General features: G+C 63.9%; 11 protein-coding genes. 5 read left to right on the top strand and 6 right to left on the bottom strand.

Features of this window, described 5'->3' with window-relative positions:
- Window positions 1-56: 56 nt before the first annotated feature.
- On the bottom strand, window positions 57-1,316 hold the full coding sequence (locus ADIAG_RS19410; protein ID WP_007273160.1) for an MFS transporter: 1,260 nt from the start codon (window positions 1,314-1,316) through the stop codon (window positions 57-59).
- 36 nt (window positions 1,317-1,352) lie between these two features.
- On the opposite strand from ADIAG_RS19410, the gene ftsY reads away from it, so the two are divergent.
- From ftsY to ADIAG_RS19395, 3 genes are all read left to right on the top strand, one after another.
- The gene (gene ftsY, locus ADIAG_RS19405) at window positions 1,353-2,540 is read left to right on the top strand and encodes a signal recognition particle-docking protein FtsY (protein ID WP_007273159.1); all 1,188 of its coding nucleotides are present in this window, start codon (window positions 1,353-1,355) and stop codon (window positions 2,538-2,540) included.
- A gap of 243 nt (window positions 2,541-2,783) precedes the next feature.
- A complete protein-coding gene (locus ADIAG_RS19400) occupies window positions 2,784-4,115 on the top strand; it encodes an ammonium transporter (protein ID WP_007273158.1) in 1,332 nt (443 codons plus the stop codon).
- Window positions 4,112-4,450: a P-II family nitrogen regulator gene (locus ADIAG_RS19395; RefSeq protein ID WP_007273157.1), complete on the top strand. Its 339-nt coding sequence runs from the start codon at window positions 4,112-4,114 to the stop codon at window positions 4,448-4,450. Before ADIAG_RS19400 ends, ADIAG_RS19395 begins: the two co-directional genes overlap by 4 nt.
- Window positions 4,451-4,765: 315 nt before the next feature.
- On the opposite strand, the gene ADIAG_RS19390 is transcribed toward ADIAG_RS19395, so the two are convergent.
- From ADIAG_RS19390 to ADIAG_RS19370, 5 genes are all read right to left on the bottom strand, one after another.
- A complete protein-coding gene (locus ADIAG_RS19390) occupies window positions 4,766-5,809 on the bottom strand; it encodes an NAD-dependent epimerase/dehydratase family protein (RefSeq protein ID WP_007273156.1) in 1,044 nt (347 codons plus the stop codon).
- On the bottom strand, window positions 5,806-8,394 hold the full coding sequence (locus ADIAG_RS19385) for an alpha/beta fold hydrolase (RefSeq protein WP_007273155.1): 2,589 nt from the start codon (window positions 8,392-8,394) through the stop codon (window positions 5,806-5,808). Before ADIAG_RS19385 ends, ADIAG_RS19390 begins: the two co-directional genes overlap by 4 nt.
- Complete coding sequence (locus ADIAG_RS19380) at window positions 8,391-9,416, bottom strand: 3-oxoacyl-ACP synthase III (protein WP_007273154.1); 1,026 nt, start codon at window positions 9,414-9,416, stop codon at window positions 8,391-8,393. Before ADIAG_RS19380 ends, ADIAG_RS19385 begins: the two co-directional genes overlap by 4 nt.
- 399 nt (window positions 9,417-9,815) lie before the next feature.
- Complete coding sequence (locus ADIAG_RS19375; RefSeq protein WP_007273152.1) at window positions 9,816-10,568, bottom strand: hypothetical protein; 753 nt, start codon at window positions 10,566-10,568, stop codon at window positions 9,816-9,818.
- A 176-nt stretch (window positions 10,569-10,744) separates the two neighbouring features.
- The gene (locus tag ADIAG_RS19370) at window positions 10,745-12,163 is read right to left on the bottom strand and encodes a glucose-6-phosphate dehydrogenase (protein WP_007273151.1); all 1,419 of its coding nucleotides are present in this window, start codon (window positions 12,161-12,163) and stop codon (window positions 10,745-10,747) included.
- Window positions 12,164-12,278: 115 nt separating this feature from the next.
- On the opposite strand from ADIAG_RS19370, the gene ffh reads away from it, so the two are divergent.
- Window positions 12,279-13,829: a signal recognition particle protein gene (gene ffh, locus ADIAG_RS19365; protein ID WP_007273150.1), complete on the top strand. Its 1,551-nt coding sequence runs from the start codon at window positions 12,279-12,281 to the stop codon at window positions 13,827-13,829.
- On the top strand, window positions 13,819-15,036 hold the full coding sequence (locus tag ADIAG_RS19360; protein WP_007273149.1) for a hypothetical protein: 1,218 nt from the start codon (window positions 13,819-13,821) through the stop codon (window positions 15,034-15,036). The genes ffh and ADIAG_RS19360 overlap by 11 nt, the downstream gene beginning before the upstream one ends.
- Window positions 15,037-15,142: the final 106 nt, after the last annotated feature.

Below are 15,142 nucleotides of genomic sequence, written 5' to 3'. Positions count from 1 at the left end.
GCCGTCCGCGTTTCCACTGGTGACTCGAAGTGCGGCCCACACCATCCTGCACGAGGTTAGCCCACGACCCCCGCAGGGCGTTTCTCCTTGACGAACAGCCACGCGAGGACACCGAAGAGCCCCAAAGTGCCGCTGACGGTGAATGCCCAACCGAACCCAACCTGGTCGGCAATGAGACCTGCAAGGATGGGGCCGATGATGGAACCGAAGTCGGTGGCCATTTGGAACGTGGCAAGGACCTTGCCGCCGTTGCGGCCTTGGCCCACAACGTCGGCGATTGCCGCCTGTTGGGCCGGGCCCATGAGTCCGGTCCCGATCCCGCCAATCACCGACAAGGCAATGAACCACGGGATGTTATCCACCCAGCCGATAGCGGCCGTGGAGAGCGAAGCTATGGTTAGGCCTATGAGGATCGGCACCCGACGCCCGTAGGTGTCGGTCAGGCGTCCGGCCACGGTCAAGGCGGCACCGTTGCCCACAGCGAAAATCGCCAACGCCAAACCCGCCAACAAGGTCCCTCTTGACGCGAATGCAGCGACGGCAAAGAGTGGGATCAGTGACATCCTGACACCGAAGGCCATCCAACCGTTGGTGAACCCGGAAACCAGAGCAGCCTTGAAGGATGCAGCACCCCAAGCTTCGGATAGCGGGATGCGATCCACCACGACAGCGGTTTCGGTGGCGCTCTTCTGCGTGGCACGCCGCGAATGCGACAGGGAGAAGTAGACGATGGCTGCGGCAACGATGAGGGCCCCGCCGTAAATAAAGAACGGGATACGGAAGCCCATGCCCGCGGCAAACGAACCGAGCACCGGGCCCGCGACGTTGCCCAGCAGGAAGGAACCGGAATACAGTCCGGCAATGCGCCCACGGATCTCCCGCGGCGACATGCGGGCAATCAAGGCCATGGCGGAGACGGTGAACATGGTGGATCCCAGGCCACCCAAGCCACGGAAAATCAGCAGCTGGGTGTAGGACTGGGCGAAGCCGCACAGGATGGTGGAGAGGGCCACGATCAGCACACCTGTGACGTAGACGGTTGGTTCGCCCAACCTGTCGGTGAGCTTGCCGCTGACCGGTGCGAAGATCAGCCGGGCAAAGGCAAAGATGCTGACAATAACGCTCGCCGCGGCAACGCCGACGTTAAAGCTTGTCGCAAACTGGGGGAGGATCGGGGCAATGAGCCCGAACCCGAGGGCAACAACGAAGGCGGCCGCAACGAGGACGCGGATTTCCCGGGGTACCGACGGTAATGAACGAGGTTCCGGATTACCCGGCTTTTCTGGTTCATTGAAAGTCGAAGCATTCTTAGTCATAGGTAAGTCAAGTTTAGTCTGTGAGAAGCTTAGACAGTGTCAGAACAACTTACTTTGATCATTGTCCTCGTCGCAGTGGTTGCCGTCATCGGTATTGGTGCTGCTTTCTTCCTCGTACGGGGCCGCAAGGCACCCAAGGGAACGTACACCGGTCCGCGTGATGCCAACGACCCAGCGCCCACGCTCACCACAGATGCACCATCCACCGAAGCCTCCGGCCCGGTGGCCACGACCGAGACCCCGGAAACCGGTGTTGTTGACGAGAGTGCCGGTACGGTCCTCGTCCCCACGGACGTACCCGATCCGGTCCAGGGACGGTTGGCGCGCCTGCGTGCCCGCCTGGCCAAGTCGAACAACGCCCTGGGCAAGGGCCTACTGGCCCTCCTGAGCCAGGACAAGATCGACGAAGACGTTTGGGATGAAATCGAAGAGACGCTGCTCTTGGCAGACTTGGGAACCGAACCCACTCTGGAACTCGTTGATGCCCTGCGCGAACGCGTCAAAATCGAAGGCAGTCGTGATCCGAAACAGGTCCACGACATGCTGCGTGAAGAACTCATCAAGCTTGTTGATCCCACGATGGATCGCAACTTCATCCCGACCCGCCATGCGGATCGTCCCAACGTGATCATGGTCGTCGGCGTCAATGGCGTCGGCAAGACCACGACCATCGGCAAGCTCGCACGTGTGCTGGTTGCCGAGGACAAGGACGTGATCTTGGGGGCTGCGGATACGTTCCGTGCCGCCGCCGCCGAGCAGCTGGCCACCTGGGGTGACCGTGTTGGTGTCCCCACCGTGAAATCCGACATCGACGGTGCCGACCCGGCATCTGTTGCCTTCGAGGCAGTGACCGCGGGGATCGACCAGGAAGTCGATATCGTCATGATCGACACCGCCGGGCGCCTGCAGAACAAGGTTGGCCTCATGGACGAGCTTGGCAAGATCAAGCGAGTGATTGAAAAGAAGGCCACGGTTGACGAGGTCCTGCTGGTACTGGACGCTACCACCGGGCAGAACGGCCTGAACCAGGCCAAGGTCTTCTCCGAGGTCGTCAACGTCACCGGTATCGTGCTGACCAAGCTCGACGGAACCGCCAAGGGTGGGATCGTTGTTGCCATCCAGCGCCAGCTCGGCGTGCCAGTCAAGCTCATCGGACTGGGTGAAGGACCGGACGACTTGGCACCGTTTGATGCCGAGGCGTTTGTCGACGCCCTGCTCGACTAATAAGTTCCACCGGGCCATCGATCCCGATAGGTGATTCAAGGCGGCTGCGTGAAAACGTGGCCGCCTTTTCCATGCTATGTCTAGACATGGAAACATCCACGCAATATTGCCGACCCAAACCTGTTACCTCAATGATCGTTTGGTAACAACCACGAAACCACCACAGGTACGCGTCGTAACACCACCACGGAATTCTTGAATCAGGCGAGAAAGACTCGCAAGGAATTCAGGGAGGCGTTAGACATGGAGCTAACAACGACTCAGGTATGGATGATGGTGTGTGCCGCATTGGTCCTGCTGATGACTCCGGCGCTGGCATTCTTCTACGGGGGCATGACCCGAGCCAAGAGCGTGCTGAACATGATGATGATGAGTTTCTCGGCCATCGCCCTGGTGACCGTGGTGTGGGTGCTATGGGGCAATTCCATGGCAGGTGGAGGGGCAAACCTCGGTGGGCTGATCGGCAACCCCGCGGATGGCTTCGGCATGGTTGATTTGATCGGGACCGATGGCCTGATTACCGCAGGATACGGGGCCACCTTTGCCATCATCACCGTCGCGCTAATTTCCGGGGCCGTGGCCGATCGCGCCAAGTTCAGTGCGTGGATGGTTTTTGTGCCTGTCTGGGTGACGGTAGTTTACGCTCCCATTGCCTTCTGGATCTGGGGTGGAGGCATCCTGGGTGCAGATGGCGCCATCGGTTCTGTGGTCGGTGAGGCCATCGACTTCGCCGGGGGCACCGTAGTGCACATCAACGCCGGTGTCGCAGGATTGGTGCTCGCGCTGATCCTGGGCAAACGCCGCGGTTTCGGCAAGGACCCGAGCCAGCGCCCGCACAACATCCCGTTCGTGATGCTGGGAGCCGCGCTGCTCTGGTTCGGATGGTTCGGGTTCAATGGCGGTGCTGCAAGCACCGCGGAGGAAGCCGGACTGATCTGGGTCAATACCCTTGCTGCGCCCGCTGCTGCTCTCCTGGGCTGGATCCTGGTCGAACGCCTCAGGGACGGCCACAGCACCTCGCTGGGTGCGGCATCAGGCATCGTCGCAGGGTTGGTGGCCATTACCCCGGCCTGTGCAAACATCACCCCTGTCGCAGCCATCGGGCTGGGCATCGTTGCGGGTGTCGCTTCGGCGCTGGCCGTGGGCCTGAAGTACCGCTGGGGCTATGACGACTCGTTGGACGTGGTCGGCGTGCACCTGGTCTCGGGAATCATCGGGACCGTGGCCCTGGGGTTCATCGCACTCCCGGTTGACGGGGTTGGCGGTGGCTTGTTCTACGGTGGCGGCTTCGGCCAGCTCTGGGCGCAGATCGTTGCCTGTGTCATCGTGATGGCGTTCACCGCCATCATGACGGGCATCATTGGCCTGGCCATCCACAAGACCATGGGCTTCCGCATCACCACCGAGCACGAGGTCGCAGGCATCGACTTGATGCAGCACGCCGAGACCGGTTACGAGTTCGGCGGACTGGGCACCGGTGGCACCTTCGTTCCGCACCCGGCCACCTCCGCACACCTGAAATCCGCCGCAACCTCCACGGACGCGGAACGAGCCAAGGAAGAGGTCAGCGCATGAAATTGGTGACAGCCATCATTCGGCCCGAAAAGACCGACCTGATCCGCGATGCCCTAGAGTCCTACGGGGTCCAAGGGATGACCATCAGCCAAGCCAGCGGCTACGGTCGGCAACGCGGACACACGCAGGTCTACCGCGGAGCGGAGTACACGGTCGACCTATTGCCCAAGGTACGCCTCGAGATCCTGGTGGATGATAATTCCTGCGACGACATCTTGGACGTCCTGATCTCCACCGCGAACACAGGCATCGCCGGCGACGGGAAGATCTGGGTCACCCAGGTGGAGGAAGTGATCCGGGTGCGCACCGGGGAACGAGGCCTAGCCGCCGTGTAACTGAGAAGTTTCGCTCGAGTTCGTAATGCCGGGTGCTTCCTGTCAACAGGAAGCACCCGGCGAAGTCTTGCAGTGATCTATCCTTGCCGAGAGACAATGGGGAGTAACGGAACGCAATCGTGACGATTCTGATGACCTGAGAGTCTTTTGGCACCTGGATTTGGTGTTATTTCGGTAAAGGCAGGAAACGGACCGGCATTGGACGAGTACGGCTCGTGTCACGCAATCGAAGCAGCGGCTATGGGTGCATTCTATGCGTTGCCTGATCAAGATCCCTGACACGAGCAATCCACGCTAGGGTCGACGAACATTGTGTCACCTGACCTGTGTCCGATTGGCCTTCCGTGGTCGTACGCCGCCATAGTGGGCTGCAAGTCGGTGGAGTCCCTCGTCAATGCTGACCTCTGGGGCCCAGTCCAGCACCTCGCGGGTCTCGCGCTGATCGAACCAATGCGCCGTGGAGAGCTGCTCGGCCAGGAAACGGGTCATGGGTGGCTCGTCGTGCACCAGGTTCCTGGCCCCGGCCGCCAACCACACACGCTCGATGACCGAGCCCGCGCCGCGGGCCAACCATCCCGGGACGTTCAAGCGTGGGGCGGGGGCGCCGCCGGCCGCACAGATCCCGGAGATCAGCTCACCGACGGGCCGTGGTTCCCCATTGCTCACCACCAGGGCGCGACCGTGGGCGAATTCCATGCGTTCGAGCCCGCGGACAATCGCCGCGGCGGCATTGTCGATGTAGGTGGTGTCGATCAGCGCGGCGCCGTGGTCCAGCAATGGAAGCCTGCCGCCCTTGGCGCGTTCGATCACGCGCTCGACCAGCTGGGTGTCGCCCGGACCCCAGACCACGTGCGGCCTGATCGCCGCAACATGGAAGTCTGGTGCATCCTGGGCCAGCGCGTTGAGTTCGGCCGTGGCCTTGGACTTGGCATAGTTTCCGCGGGCCCGCTCCGGATCGGCGGTACCGGCCCCGGAGCCGGCCAACGGTTCGCCGAAGTGCGCGACCGACGGGGAGGAGACAAACACGAAGTCCTTGACCCCTGCATGTTTGGAAGCCTCGAGCAGCGTATGGGTGCCGGTGATGTTGGTGGAGACAAAGTCATGCCAGGAGCCGGTGAAGGAAACCTTGGCCGCCAGGTGGATGACGGCGTCCATGCCTTCGGTCGCACGTCGCATCGCGGCAGGGTCGATCAGCGAGCCCAGGACCTCGTCCGTGGCCCCGGCGGAGGGCCGACGTTGGAAGGTGCGCACGTGGTGGCCCTTGGCGCGCAGCAGGGCAGCCACGGCCCCGCCCAGGAGGCCGCTGGCCCCGGTGACCAGCACCTTACGGGTTATCTCTGGATTCTGCTGGGGGCTCACGGTTTGCCGATCCTTCCGCCGGCCAAGGTGATGGCGGCCCACGACGCCAGCTTGGCCCGGTCGATCTTGGAGTTGTGGCGGATATCGGTGGGCAAATCAGGGACCACCAACACCGCCGACACTTCGGTGCCGGTGGGTGCCACCGCGGCGCGTACGGCCCGGGCCAAGGCCTCGGGTGCGGGGCCCGCACGGCGGGCAGACGGTACCGACTCCATGACGATGACCGCGGCCTGGGTACCTGCGGGGCCCACTCCGACCAGCGCTGCGCGTCCGGCGCCGTGTACTGATTCGGCGGCCTGCTCGGCGGCCACCGGAGTCGTGGGACCGGCTGGGGTGCGCAGCACGTGGCCCATCCTGCCCTCGACCCACAGGCGTCCGCTCTCGTCGAGGTGCCCCACGTCTCCGGTGCGGTGCCAGCCGGGAATGGAGGTGCTCAGTTGCTCGGTGATCCAGAGCCTGTCGTAGCGCTCCTTCACATGCGGGGCGCGTACCAGGATTTCCCCGGTGAGATTGGGCGTCTGTAGCGGTTCGCTGCCTGCGGTGCCCTCGGCGTCCAGGACGGCGATCGCCACCCGGGCGCCTGCCACGGGTGTGCCCACGCAGACACCGTTGCCGGAACCCGCGGCACGAATGCCGTCCAGGTCGATGTCGGTGACCGGGAGCGCCTCGGTCATTCCGTAGGGGGTGTGGACCCGGGCCTGGGGGACCAGCTCCTGGACCTTGGCCAGCAAGGGCTCGGGGATCGGTGCCCCTGCAGACATCATCAGCGAGACGCCTGCAAGGACCTTGAGCTGAGAGGCATTCAAGGAATCCTTGGTGTCCAGGACGTTGGCCAGGGCGGCGGGGGAGGCGAACACCGTGGTGGCATCCACCGCCGCCGCAGCGTCGGCCAACGCCGACGCGGTGAGCGTGCGCGGGGCCGTGACATCCATATCCGGGGTCACCGAGGTGGCACCCAGTGCCGGGCCGAGCAGCGCGAACGGGGCGAAGCCCGCCACGAGTGCCGATCCGGCCTTCAAGTTATAGGTTTCCCGCAGCGTGTCACGCATGGCCGCCAATTGGCGGTGGGTGTACACGACGCCCTTGGCCGGTCCGGTGGAGCCGGAAGTGAAGAGCACCGCGGCATCGGCATCGGGATCTGCAGGGGTGAAGTCGGTGCCTCCGGCAGCTGCGCCGGCACCCGATTCGAGCAGCTCGCCAATGGTGTGCTGGACACCGAGCAGTTTGCGTTTGGCAGCCGACATGTCGCCTGCGGCAATACGGGTCCCTGGCCAGTTCAGGACCCGGGCGCCGGTCAGGGCGCGGTCGATTCCGATGAGGTAGCTCGGGCCCGCGCCGCGGATGGCACGGCCCAGCCCCTTGGTGCCCAGCCCGGCGTCGGCCACGACGATCACGGCCCCCAGACGTAGGCAGGCGTAGATCAGTGCGGTCAGTTCGATGCCCGGGGGCACCAGCAGGTTGACTCGGTCTCCGGGCTTGACTCCGATCTGTGCCAGGCCGGCGGCCAGGTCGTTGACCCGTGTGCCCAACTGAGCCCAGGAGAGTGTTTGGGCAGGGTTGATATCCACCACGGCGGCGCTGTGGTCTGTGGTGCGCGAATCAAGTTCGGCGAGCATCGGACTGTAGGCGGTCAGTGCCTCGGCGCGACCTATATTCCCGGTGCTGTTCTCTGCGGCCAGCCAGTCAAAGACCGGGACGGCAATGTCTCGGTCCTCCGGCAGCAGGTGCCCTGCACCCTCAAACCTATGCACATCGGCGTGGGGCAGACGGAAGATCAAATCGCGCAGGTAGCGATCGGAGAAGACCGGGTCCTTCGGGCCCCAGAGCAGCAGGGTCGGGACCTTGAGCGAGCGGACGGACTCGGAGATGGCATCCAGTGCGGGCCGGCTCGGGTGTTCTTCGGTGAAGGGGATGTCAGCTACGAAGTTTGCTACGCCCGTGCGCCGTGAGGCCTGGGTGTAGGGAGCCATGAAGGCCTTGCGTACCTCGGGTGCCAGAGCGGGTTGGGCCAGGGAGTGGGTGGTGCGCAGGAATGCGTCGGTACTCTTGGTGCCCCAGGAATGCACGGCCGGGTGGGAAGCCAGGCGCAGGGCTGCAGGCAGTTCAAAGCCGGCCGGGTGCACCGCGGTGTTGGTCAGGACCACGTTGGCCAGTTGGTGCTGGTGGGCTACGGCCCAGCCCAGGGAAATGATTCCGCCCCAGTCATGGCCGACAGTTGTCACGGCCCCAGTGATCTCCAAGGTGTTGGTCAAATCGCCCAGATCATTGACCCGGTCGGCGAGCCGGCGGAAGACCCCGGTGCGGGCGGAGAAGCCCATGTCCAGCTGGTCGACGGCGATGACGCGCCAGGGCAGGTCGTTCTCCGACACATGGTTCAGCAGTCCGCGCCACAGGTAGGACCAGGTCGGGTTGCCGTGCACACACAGCAACGTTCCTACCGGAGTGATGCCCTTCTCTGCCAACTCGGATTCGTTGTCTAGCAGGTGCCATTGATGGCTGGTGCCGGTCTGGTCCACGGTTGAAGTGGAGGCCACCTGGACATAGCGAGAGTACTGACGATCAACGCCGGGGAAGAGCTCGGTCACCAGGCAAGCTCCATCATGGCGGTGTTCAATCCGGAACCGACACCCATGCACAACACACGGTCACCGGGCTTGAGCGTCTTGGATTCCTGGGCCAGGGTCATCGGCAGCGAGGCCGGGCCCACGTTGCCCCACTTCGGGAACGTGATCGGCACCCGGTCGCGGACCAGGTCCACGGCCTTGATAATGGCATTGGTATAGGAATTGGAAACCTGGTGGGTCACATAGCGATCCATGGACTTCCAGTTCCAACCCGATTGGTGCGCCTCATCCCAGGCGTCCACCACCAATTCAAGTCCATTGTCCAGCAGTCCCTTGGTGTCGGTGTACATGCCGTTCAAGCCCCCCACACACAGCTCATGGTGTTCGGTCCCGGCACGGGAGACACCACCCACGATCCGGTGGGCACCGGGGTGCGCGTCGGCCGGACCGATCACCGCTGCCGCGGCACCCGAGCCCAGGGTCAGGGTGGCGAACTGGTTCAGGTAATCCTCGCGGGTCGAATCCTCCGCGTTGAGTCGCGCAAAGGTCGTTTCCTGGGTGGGTTGGGCGTCCTCGCCGGCCACCACCAGCGCATACTTGATCTGCCCGGCGTCGATCATGTTCGCGGCCAGGGTCATGCCGTTGACAAAGCCCAGGCACGCATTGGTGATGTCAAAGTTCATGGCCGAGGAAGGTAGCCCCAGATCGTTGTGGACCTTCGAGGCCACCGATGGCTCGAGGTTGCGGCGGGTCACCGAGGTGTTGATCAGCAGACCGATCTGGCCCGGCTCGATGCCGGCCTCAGCCATGGCCTTGCCGCCGGCCTCCACCGCTGCGTCATCGAAGCTCGTTCCTTCGGACCACCAGCGACGTTCCATGACACCTGACACACGTTCAAGCAGCTTCTTGGACAGGCGCAGTCGCTTGAGGCTGGGAGCGAGTCGTTCGTCGAACTCCGCTGAACTCAGGACCCGGGGAGCCTGCACGCTCGTGACAGCCAAAAGGGCCGCGTTGTCGTGCCTAAACGTTGCATTGCCGTTCAAAATCTAGCCTTTGTGTCGGGGCTGTCGTGCCGATGCCGGCCGCGCAGAAACAGGGGTCGCGGGATCCGTCAGGGGTCCCAACGATAAAACATCTCCCCCTACCGTATTCCCTGCCGGTCCGAACGAGGCACACGGGCGCGCCATATTCTTCCCGTGGTACGAGACACCTTTGCCATCGTCCCGCCAGGAACCGCACCGATCCGGGGCAGATTGTCCCGGGTGCTCCACAACAAGCTGGCAGTGAATTCACAGCGACGATTACCCTAAGAGCCAAGGATTGCCGGTGCCGTGTGCTGCAGCAGGCCGTGCAGCGAGCTTCGGTCGGTGCGGGACTTGGTCGGTGCGGGACTTGGTGTTTTTCCGTGCTGCACCTCGAGGAGGGGCAACCGGAGTGCTTCTTCAATTCGAAGCGGCTCCGCGACGCATCGACGACCCGACGGTGAAGATCATGCAAATCGCCGCGATGGCCGTCGAGGCCGCGACAACCGTCTCGAACCACGGGGTCGTGTCGTGGGAACCGTAGCCGGCGAACAACGGTGCGATCATGTAGTTGGCTAGGATCTCGCCCACCACGGTCGACCTGAGCAGGAACATACACGCGGCCATGGCCGCTGGAAACCGCGGCCGCCAAAGTGCCGCAAGGGCAATCAGGCCGGCAAGCTCGAGGAGCAAAAGCGTCCGGACCAGCCATACGTTCTCTTGGAGTCCGGAGGGAACGCCGTCGACCCCGGAGATCAGCGCATGTGCTCCCTTGATACCGAACGCGGCAGCGACGAGGACGGCGAAGAGGACCCCTGCGAGCCCGAGGTTGACATTGCGACCTGCAGCCGCGCCCGGGCGAACCAGGACGCCGACCACCATGGCCAAGACGCCAAGGGCCTGGATCAAGGTGGCGGCCCCGAAGAGCTGAGCGGCTGTCCCGATGGGCTCCCAGGGAGCAACCGGGAACGAGTAATCAAACCTGTGGTCTTCGATCCACACATCGCCGGGTATCTGGGTTCCGGCCAGTACGACCCAACGCTGGAGCGAGGCGAGATGCTGCAGCACGGCCGAGACCAGAAACAGTACGGAGGCCGCGAGCAGCCCCGCGATCGAAGCACGATGGAGCCGCACAATCTCCTTGCGCCCAGTGGCATCGCCGATGGCTGACATGGCCCCACAATATCAACGCCGGGCGGCGAGTCAATCCAACTGGAACACCGTCATGGCGGGCCGTGGTTGCCTCCATGGATCAAAAATGACTACGCCTCGCCGGGCTCGTGCATAACCCACACCACTCGCCGGGCTCGTGCATAACCCACACCAGGGGTACAGCCGTGGTCATGCTGCTATAACGTGCAGTTGGTGTCCCAACCATGTGGCCCGTTGCCGCCCGCCGGGTACTCATCCAACGGCACCTCGTCATCGGCCCACGCCGTGAGGATCGGATCCACGATCCGCCAGCATTCCTCCGCGGTATCACCGCGCACCGAGAGCGTCGGATCCCCGGAGAGCACCCCGAGCAGTACTTCGCCGTAGGGCAAAAGATCGGGGGAGTTCAGTTCCGCGGCCATGGTGACCCGGTCCAGGGTGTAGAGGTCTCCCGGGCCGTTGACATCCAGGTCCAAGGAAAGGGTGTCGGGGCCAAATCCGATCCGCAGCTTGGTGGGGGCATCGGTTCCCTTGAAGCCCATGGGCAGGTGGGAGACCGGGCGGAAAGTGATGATCGCTTCCTTGCGCGCGGTACCCAGCGCCTTGCCGGCGCGCAGGATGAACGGAACCCCGGCCCAGCGCGAGTTATTAATGCTCAGGGTGACTTCGGCCAGCGTTTCGGTCTTCAAGGCCGGCTCCACGCCCTGTTCGGTGGCGTAGTCCGGCACCGGGCGTCCCTTGGAGGTGCCGGCGGTGTACCTGGCCCGGCGGGTGGAGGCCTTGGGATCTCCGGCAAGCGCCGTGGCACGCAGCACCGAGCCTAAGTGGTCACGTACATCGCGTTCGCCCAGGGTCGCCGGGGCATTCATGGCCAGCAGCCCCAAAATCTGCAGCAGGTGCGACTGGATCATGTCTCGCAGGGCCCCTGCCCCGTCGTAGTACCCGGCCCGGTTCTCCAGGGCGAGTTCCTCGTCATAGAAGATCTCGATCTTCTCCACGTGCTCGGACGTGAACAAGGGCTCGAGCAGCCGGTTGGCGAAGCGCAGGCCCAGGATGTTGAACACCGTGCCCTTGCCCAGGAAGTGGTCGACCCGGTGGATATTCTCCTCGGGCACCAGTCTGATCAGCGTACGGTTCAGTTCTTGGGCCGATTGCTGGTTGGAGCCAAAGGGCTTTTCCATAACCAAAAGTGTGGTCTCGGGCAGTTGCCCGGGTTCGAGGATCTCGCAGGCCCGCTGGCTCACGGCCGGGGGAAGGGCGAAGTACACGGCCACCGGACCCTCCAAGGAGTTGACCAGCTGGGCCAGTTCCTGGGGCTTGGTGACATCCAATTCGGTGAAGGTGGTGTGCGCAGCAAGAGCCTCGAGCTGCGCCTTGCCTTCAACGGTGGCGGTGGGGGCCGCGTCGGTGCAGGTCTCGGTGACGCGTTGGCTCCACCGCTCCTGGCTGTAGCCCGGAGCTCCGGCCCCGGCCAGCTTCAGGCCTGCCGCCCGGCCGGAGCCGATCAGCCTGGCCAGACCCGGAAGTAGCAGCCTCCCGGTGAGGTCCCCGGAGGCGCCGAGGATCAATAATGTACGTACATGGGTGTCGGCATGGATGTCCGTTTGAATGCTCACCTCTCAAGACTGCCACGTCTTGGGCACAACCATCAGTCTTTATTGGTAATCTTGGATGTTGAGTCCAGCGGGTTAGACCGCGCCTGAATCCCACAACGAAAGAAGTGCACGGCACGTGTTCAATTCACTCTCCGACCGCCTGACATCCACCTTCAAGAACCTGCGCGGAAAAGGCAGGCTCACCGAAGCCCAAATCGACGGCACCGTCCGGGAGATCCGCCGTGCCCTGTTGGACGCCGACGTCGCCGTCGCCGTGGTCCGCGCGTTCGTGGCGCAGGTCAAGGAACGCGCCCTGGGCGAGGAGGTTTCCGGTTCGTTGAACCCGGGCCAGCAGATCGTCAAGATCGTCAACGAGGAACTCGTGGGCATCCTGGGAGGGGAGACCCGCCGGCTGAACCTGGCCAAGACCGCCCCCACGGTGATCATGCTCGCCGGCCTGCAGGGCGCAGGTAAGACCACCCTGGCCGGCAAGCTGGCCAAGCACCTCAAGGCCCAGGGCCACACCCCGTTGCTGGTGGCCTGTGACCTTCAGCGCCCCAACGCCGTCAAGCAGCTGCAGGTCAACGGCGAACGTGCCGGCGTGCCGGTGTACGCACCGCACCCAGGGGTCTCCTCTGAATTTGAATCCGCCACGGGCGATCCGGTCGCGGTGGCCCGCGACGGTGTGGCCGAGGCGAAGTCCAAGCTGCACGACATCGTCATCGTTGATACCGCCGGACGCTTGGGCATCGATACGGAAATGATGCAGCAGGCAGCGGACATCCGTGCTGCCGTCAACCCGGACGAAGTCCTCTTTGTCATCGACGCGATGATCGGCCAGGACGCGGTGAACACCGCCCAAGCGTTCAACGAGGGCGTCGGGGTCACCGGCGTGGTGCTGACCAAGCTGGACGGCGACGCGCGCGGCGGCGCGGCCCTGTCGGTTGCCTCGGTGACCGGCAAGCCGGTCATGTACGCCTCCACCGGTGAGAACCTCGATGACTTCGAGATCTTCCACCCGGACCGCATGGCCTCGCGGATCCTGGACATGGGCGATGTGCTGACCCTGATCGAGCAGGCCGAGGCGAACTGGGACAAGGGCGAAGCCGAGCGGATGGCGAAGAAGTTCGCCGATCGCGAAGACTTCACCCTCGATGACTTCCTGGCCCAGATGGCCCAGATCCGCAAGATGGGCTCGATGAAGAAGATCTTGGGCATGATGCCCGGATCGCAGATCTCCCGCCAGCAGCTCGAGCAGTTCGACGAGTCGCAGATGGACCGGATCGAGGCCATCGTGCGCTCGATGACCCAGCACGAGCGTGTGGCCCCGAAGATCATTAACGGTTCGCGCCGCGCGCGTATCGCCAAGGGCTCGGGCGTGCACGTCTCCGAGGTCAACTCGATGCTTGAGCGCTTCGGCGAGGCGCAGAAGATGATGAAGAAGCTGGCCTCCGGCGGAGCCATCCCGGGCATGCCCGGCGGCCGCGGAGGAGCCAAGAAGGGTGCCAAGGGCGGGAAGAAGAAGCCGGCGAAGTTCGGCAACCCGGCCAAGGCCGCCCAGCTGGCTGCCGCCGAGGCCAACAAGGCCAAGGCCCCTTCGGGTGCCGCCTTCGGCGCCGGGGCCAAGGACTTTGACCCCGCGGACCTGAACCTGCCCAAGGGGTTTGAGAAGTTCCTTGGCAAGTAGTCCCACGGGGGACGTTGAAGGCGATGGGCCGGGATGGCTCATCGCCTCCATGGCGCTGATCTTTGACGAGCCCCTGGGCCTCGAGGCGCACCGGCGGATCTTGGCCACGCTGCGCGCCAGGCAGAGTATTTCCTTGCTGGCGACCCCGGTGCCCTGGGGCGAGCTCAGCGTCATCGAGCTGGTCATTGCCGTGAACCCGGAAGGCTTCATCGTGATGGCCGATGAGGAGGGGAACCTTTCGAATGGGCAACAGATCGAGGGCTTTGCCATTGCCCTGAAGCGGGGGACCGGGGCCAAATACGCGGACCTCGATGGTGTGGATGCCGAAAGCGGCGAGACTATCACCGACAAGGCCCTGGAATACCCCACTGGCGGGATCTCGGTATTGCTCGGTTCCTTCAAGGAATCCGAGGTAGCACTCTTTGCCGGGGAAAGTGGCACCAGCTGGAGTTACTTCACCACCGAGCACGGAGATGTGGCGGTGCATGATGGCTACATGCCCGAGATCATGGTCTCGCGATCCAGCTTTCCGGCGATCATGCTCTCCAGGTTGGGTCCGCGCTTCTCGATGGTCTTCTGGTTTCAGGACCAAAACAAGAAGCTGCGTGGCCACCCCGGCTTCGGCCACGGCTGGTCAGTTGCCGCCGAACCCGTGCTGGAGGCGTTGCCCGGAACCCCTGCTGCGGAAGTCAATGACTTCCTCACCGATCAGTGGGCGGCCCCTGACCTTGACTCCATTGCGGAGCTGACGCAATACGGGATCTCTGCGGAGATCATCGGTGCACTTGAGCAGGCGCTGGCCGGCAGCGGCTCGGTGCAGAAGCTGCGCGAGGTGCTGGAGATCTTTGGCACGGACCCGTCGCAGGCCGACTACGTCGAGGAAGGCTCCCTGCCGGCAACTGCCCGGCCGGTTGAGCAGCGCGGGCTGGGCGGCGCGATTGCCCACAGCATGCGTGCCGAGGCGAAGGATGCCACAGGGGTTCGCAAGTTCTTCAACGTGATTGCCTGGCGTCCGGGGTCCCAAATCCTCTGGGGCTTCCTCCAAGCGGTCATTGCAGTGGCCCTGGTGGTGCTCACCGACTGGGACCAAACCCGGTTGCCGTTCTGGGTGATCGTGGTGGTCGCGGCGCTCTGGGGCGTTGACGCGTTGACGAACCTCTGGGTGGGCGGTTGGCGCCTGGCCAGGGCGCGGCAGTCTCGCGACTGACAGGTAGGAAACCCGCCCCTCCAATTCCGTGCCGATTGCTTCAATGCCCCATCGGTTCCCCCCCCCCCCCGACCAGGCGTCATCCGGCCCCGAACGTAGTCTTGAA

The organism is Paeniglutamicibacter gangotriensis Lz1y, from assembly GCF_000348945.1.
Classification (GTDB): Bacteria; Actinomycetota; Actinomycetes; order Actinomycetales; family Micrococcaceae; genus Paeniglutamicibacter; species Paeniglutamicibacter gangotriensis.
The sequence above is the reverse complement of the archived record's forward strand: the minus strand, read 5'-3'. Positions and strand labels throughout refer to the sequence as shown.

Bases quoted from the DNA above. Each gene is read 5' to 3' on its own strand.
- ADIAG_RS19410 (WP_007273160.1), bottom strand. From the start codon at position 1,316: ATGACTAAGAATGCTTCGACTTTCAATGAACCAGAAAAGCCGGGTAAT.
- ADIAG_RS19400 (WP_007273158.1), top strand. From the start codon at position 2,784: ATGGAGCTAACAACGACTCAGGTATGGATGATGGTGTGTGCCGCATTG.
- ADIAG_RS19395 (WP_007273157.1), top strand. From the start codon at position 4,112: ATGAAATTGGTGACAGCCATCATTCGGCCCGAAAAGACCGACCTGATC.
- ADIAG_RS19375 (WP_007273152.1), bottom strand. From the start codon at position 10,568: ATGTCAGCCATCGGCGATGCCACTGGGCGCAAGGAGATTGTGCGGCTC.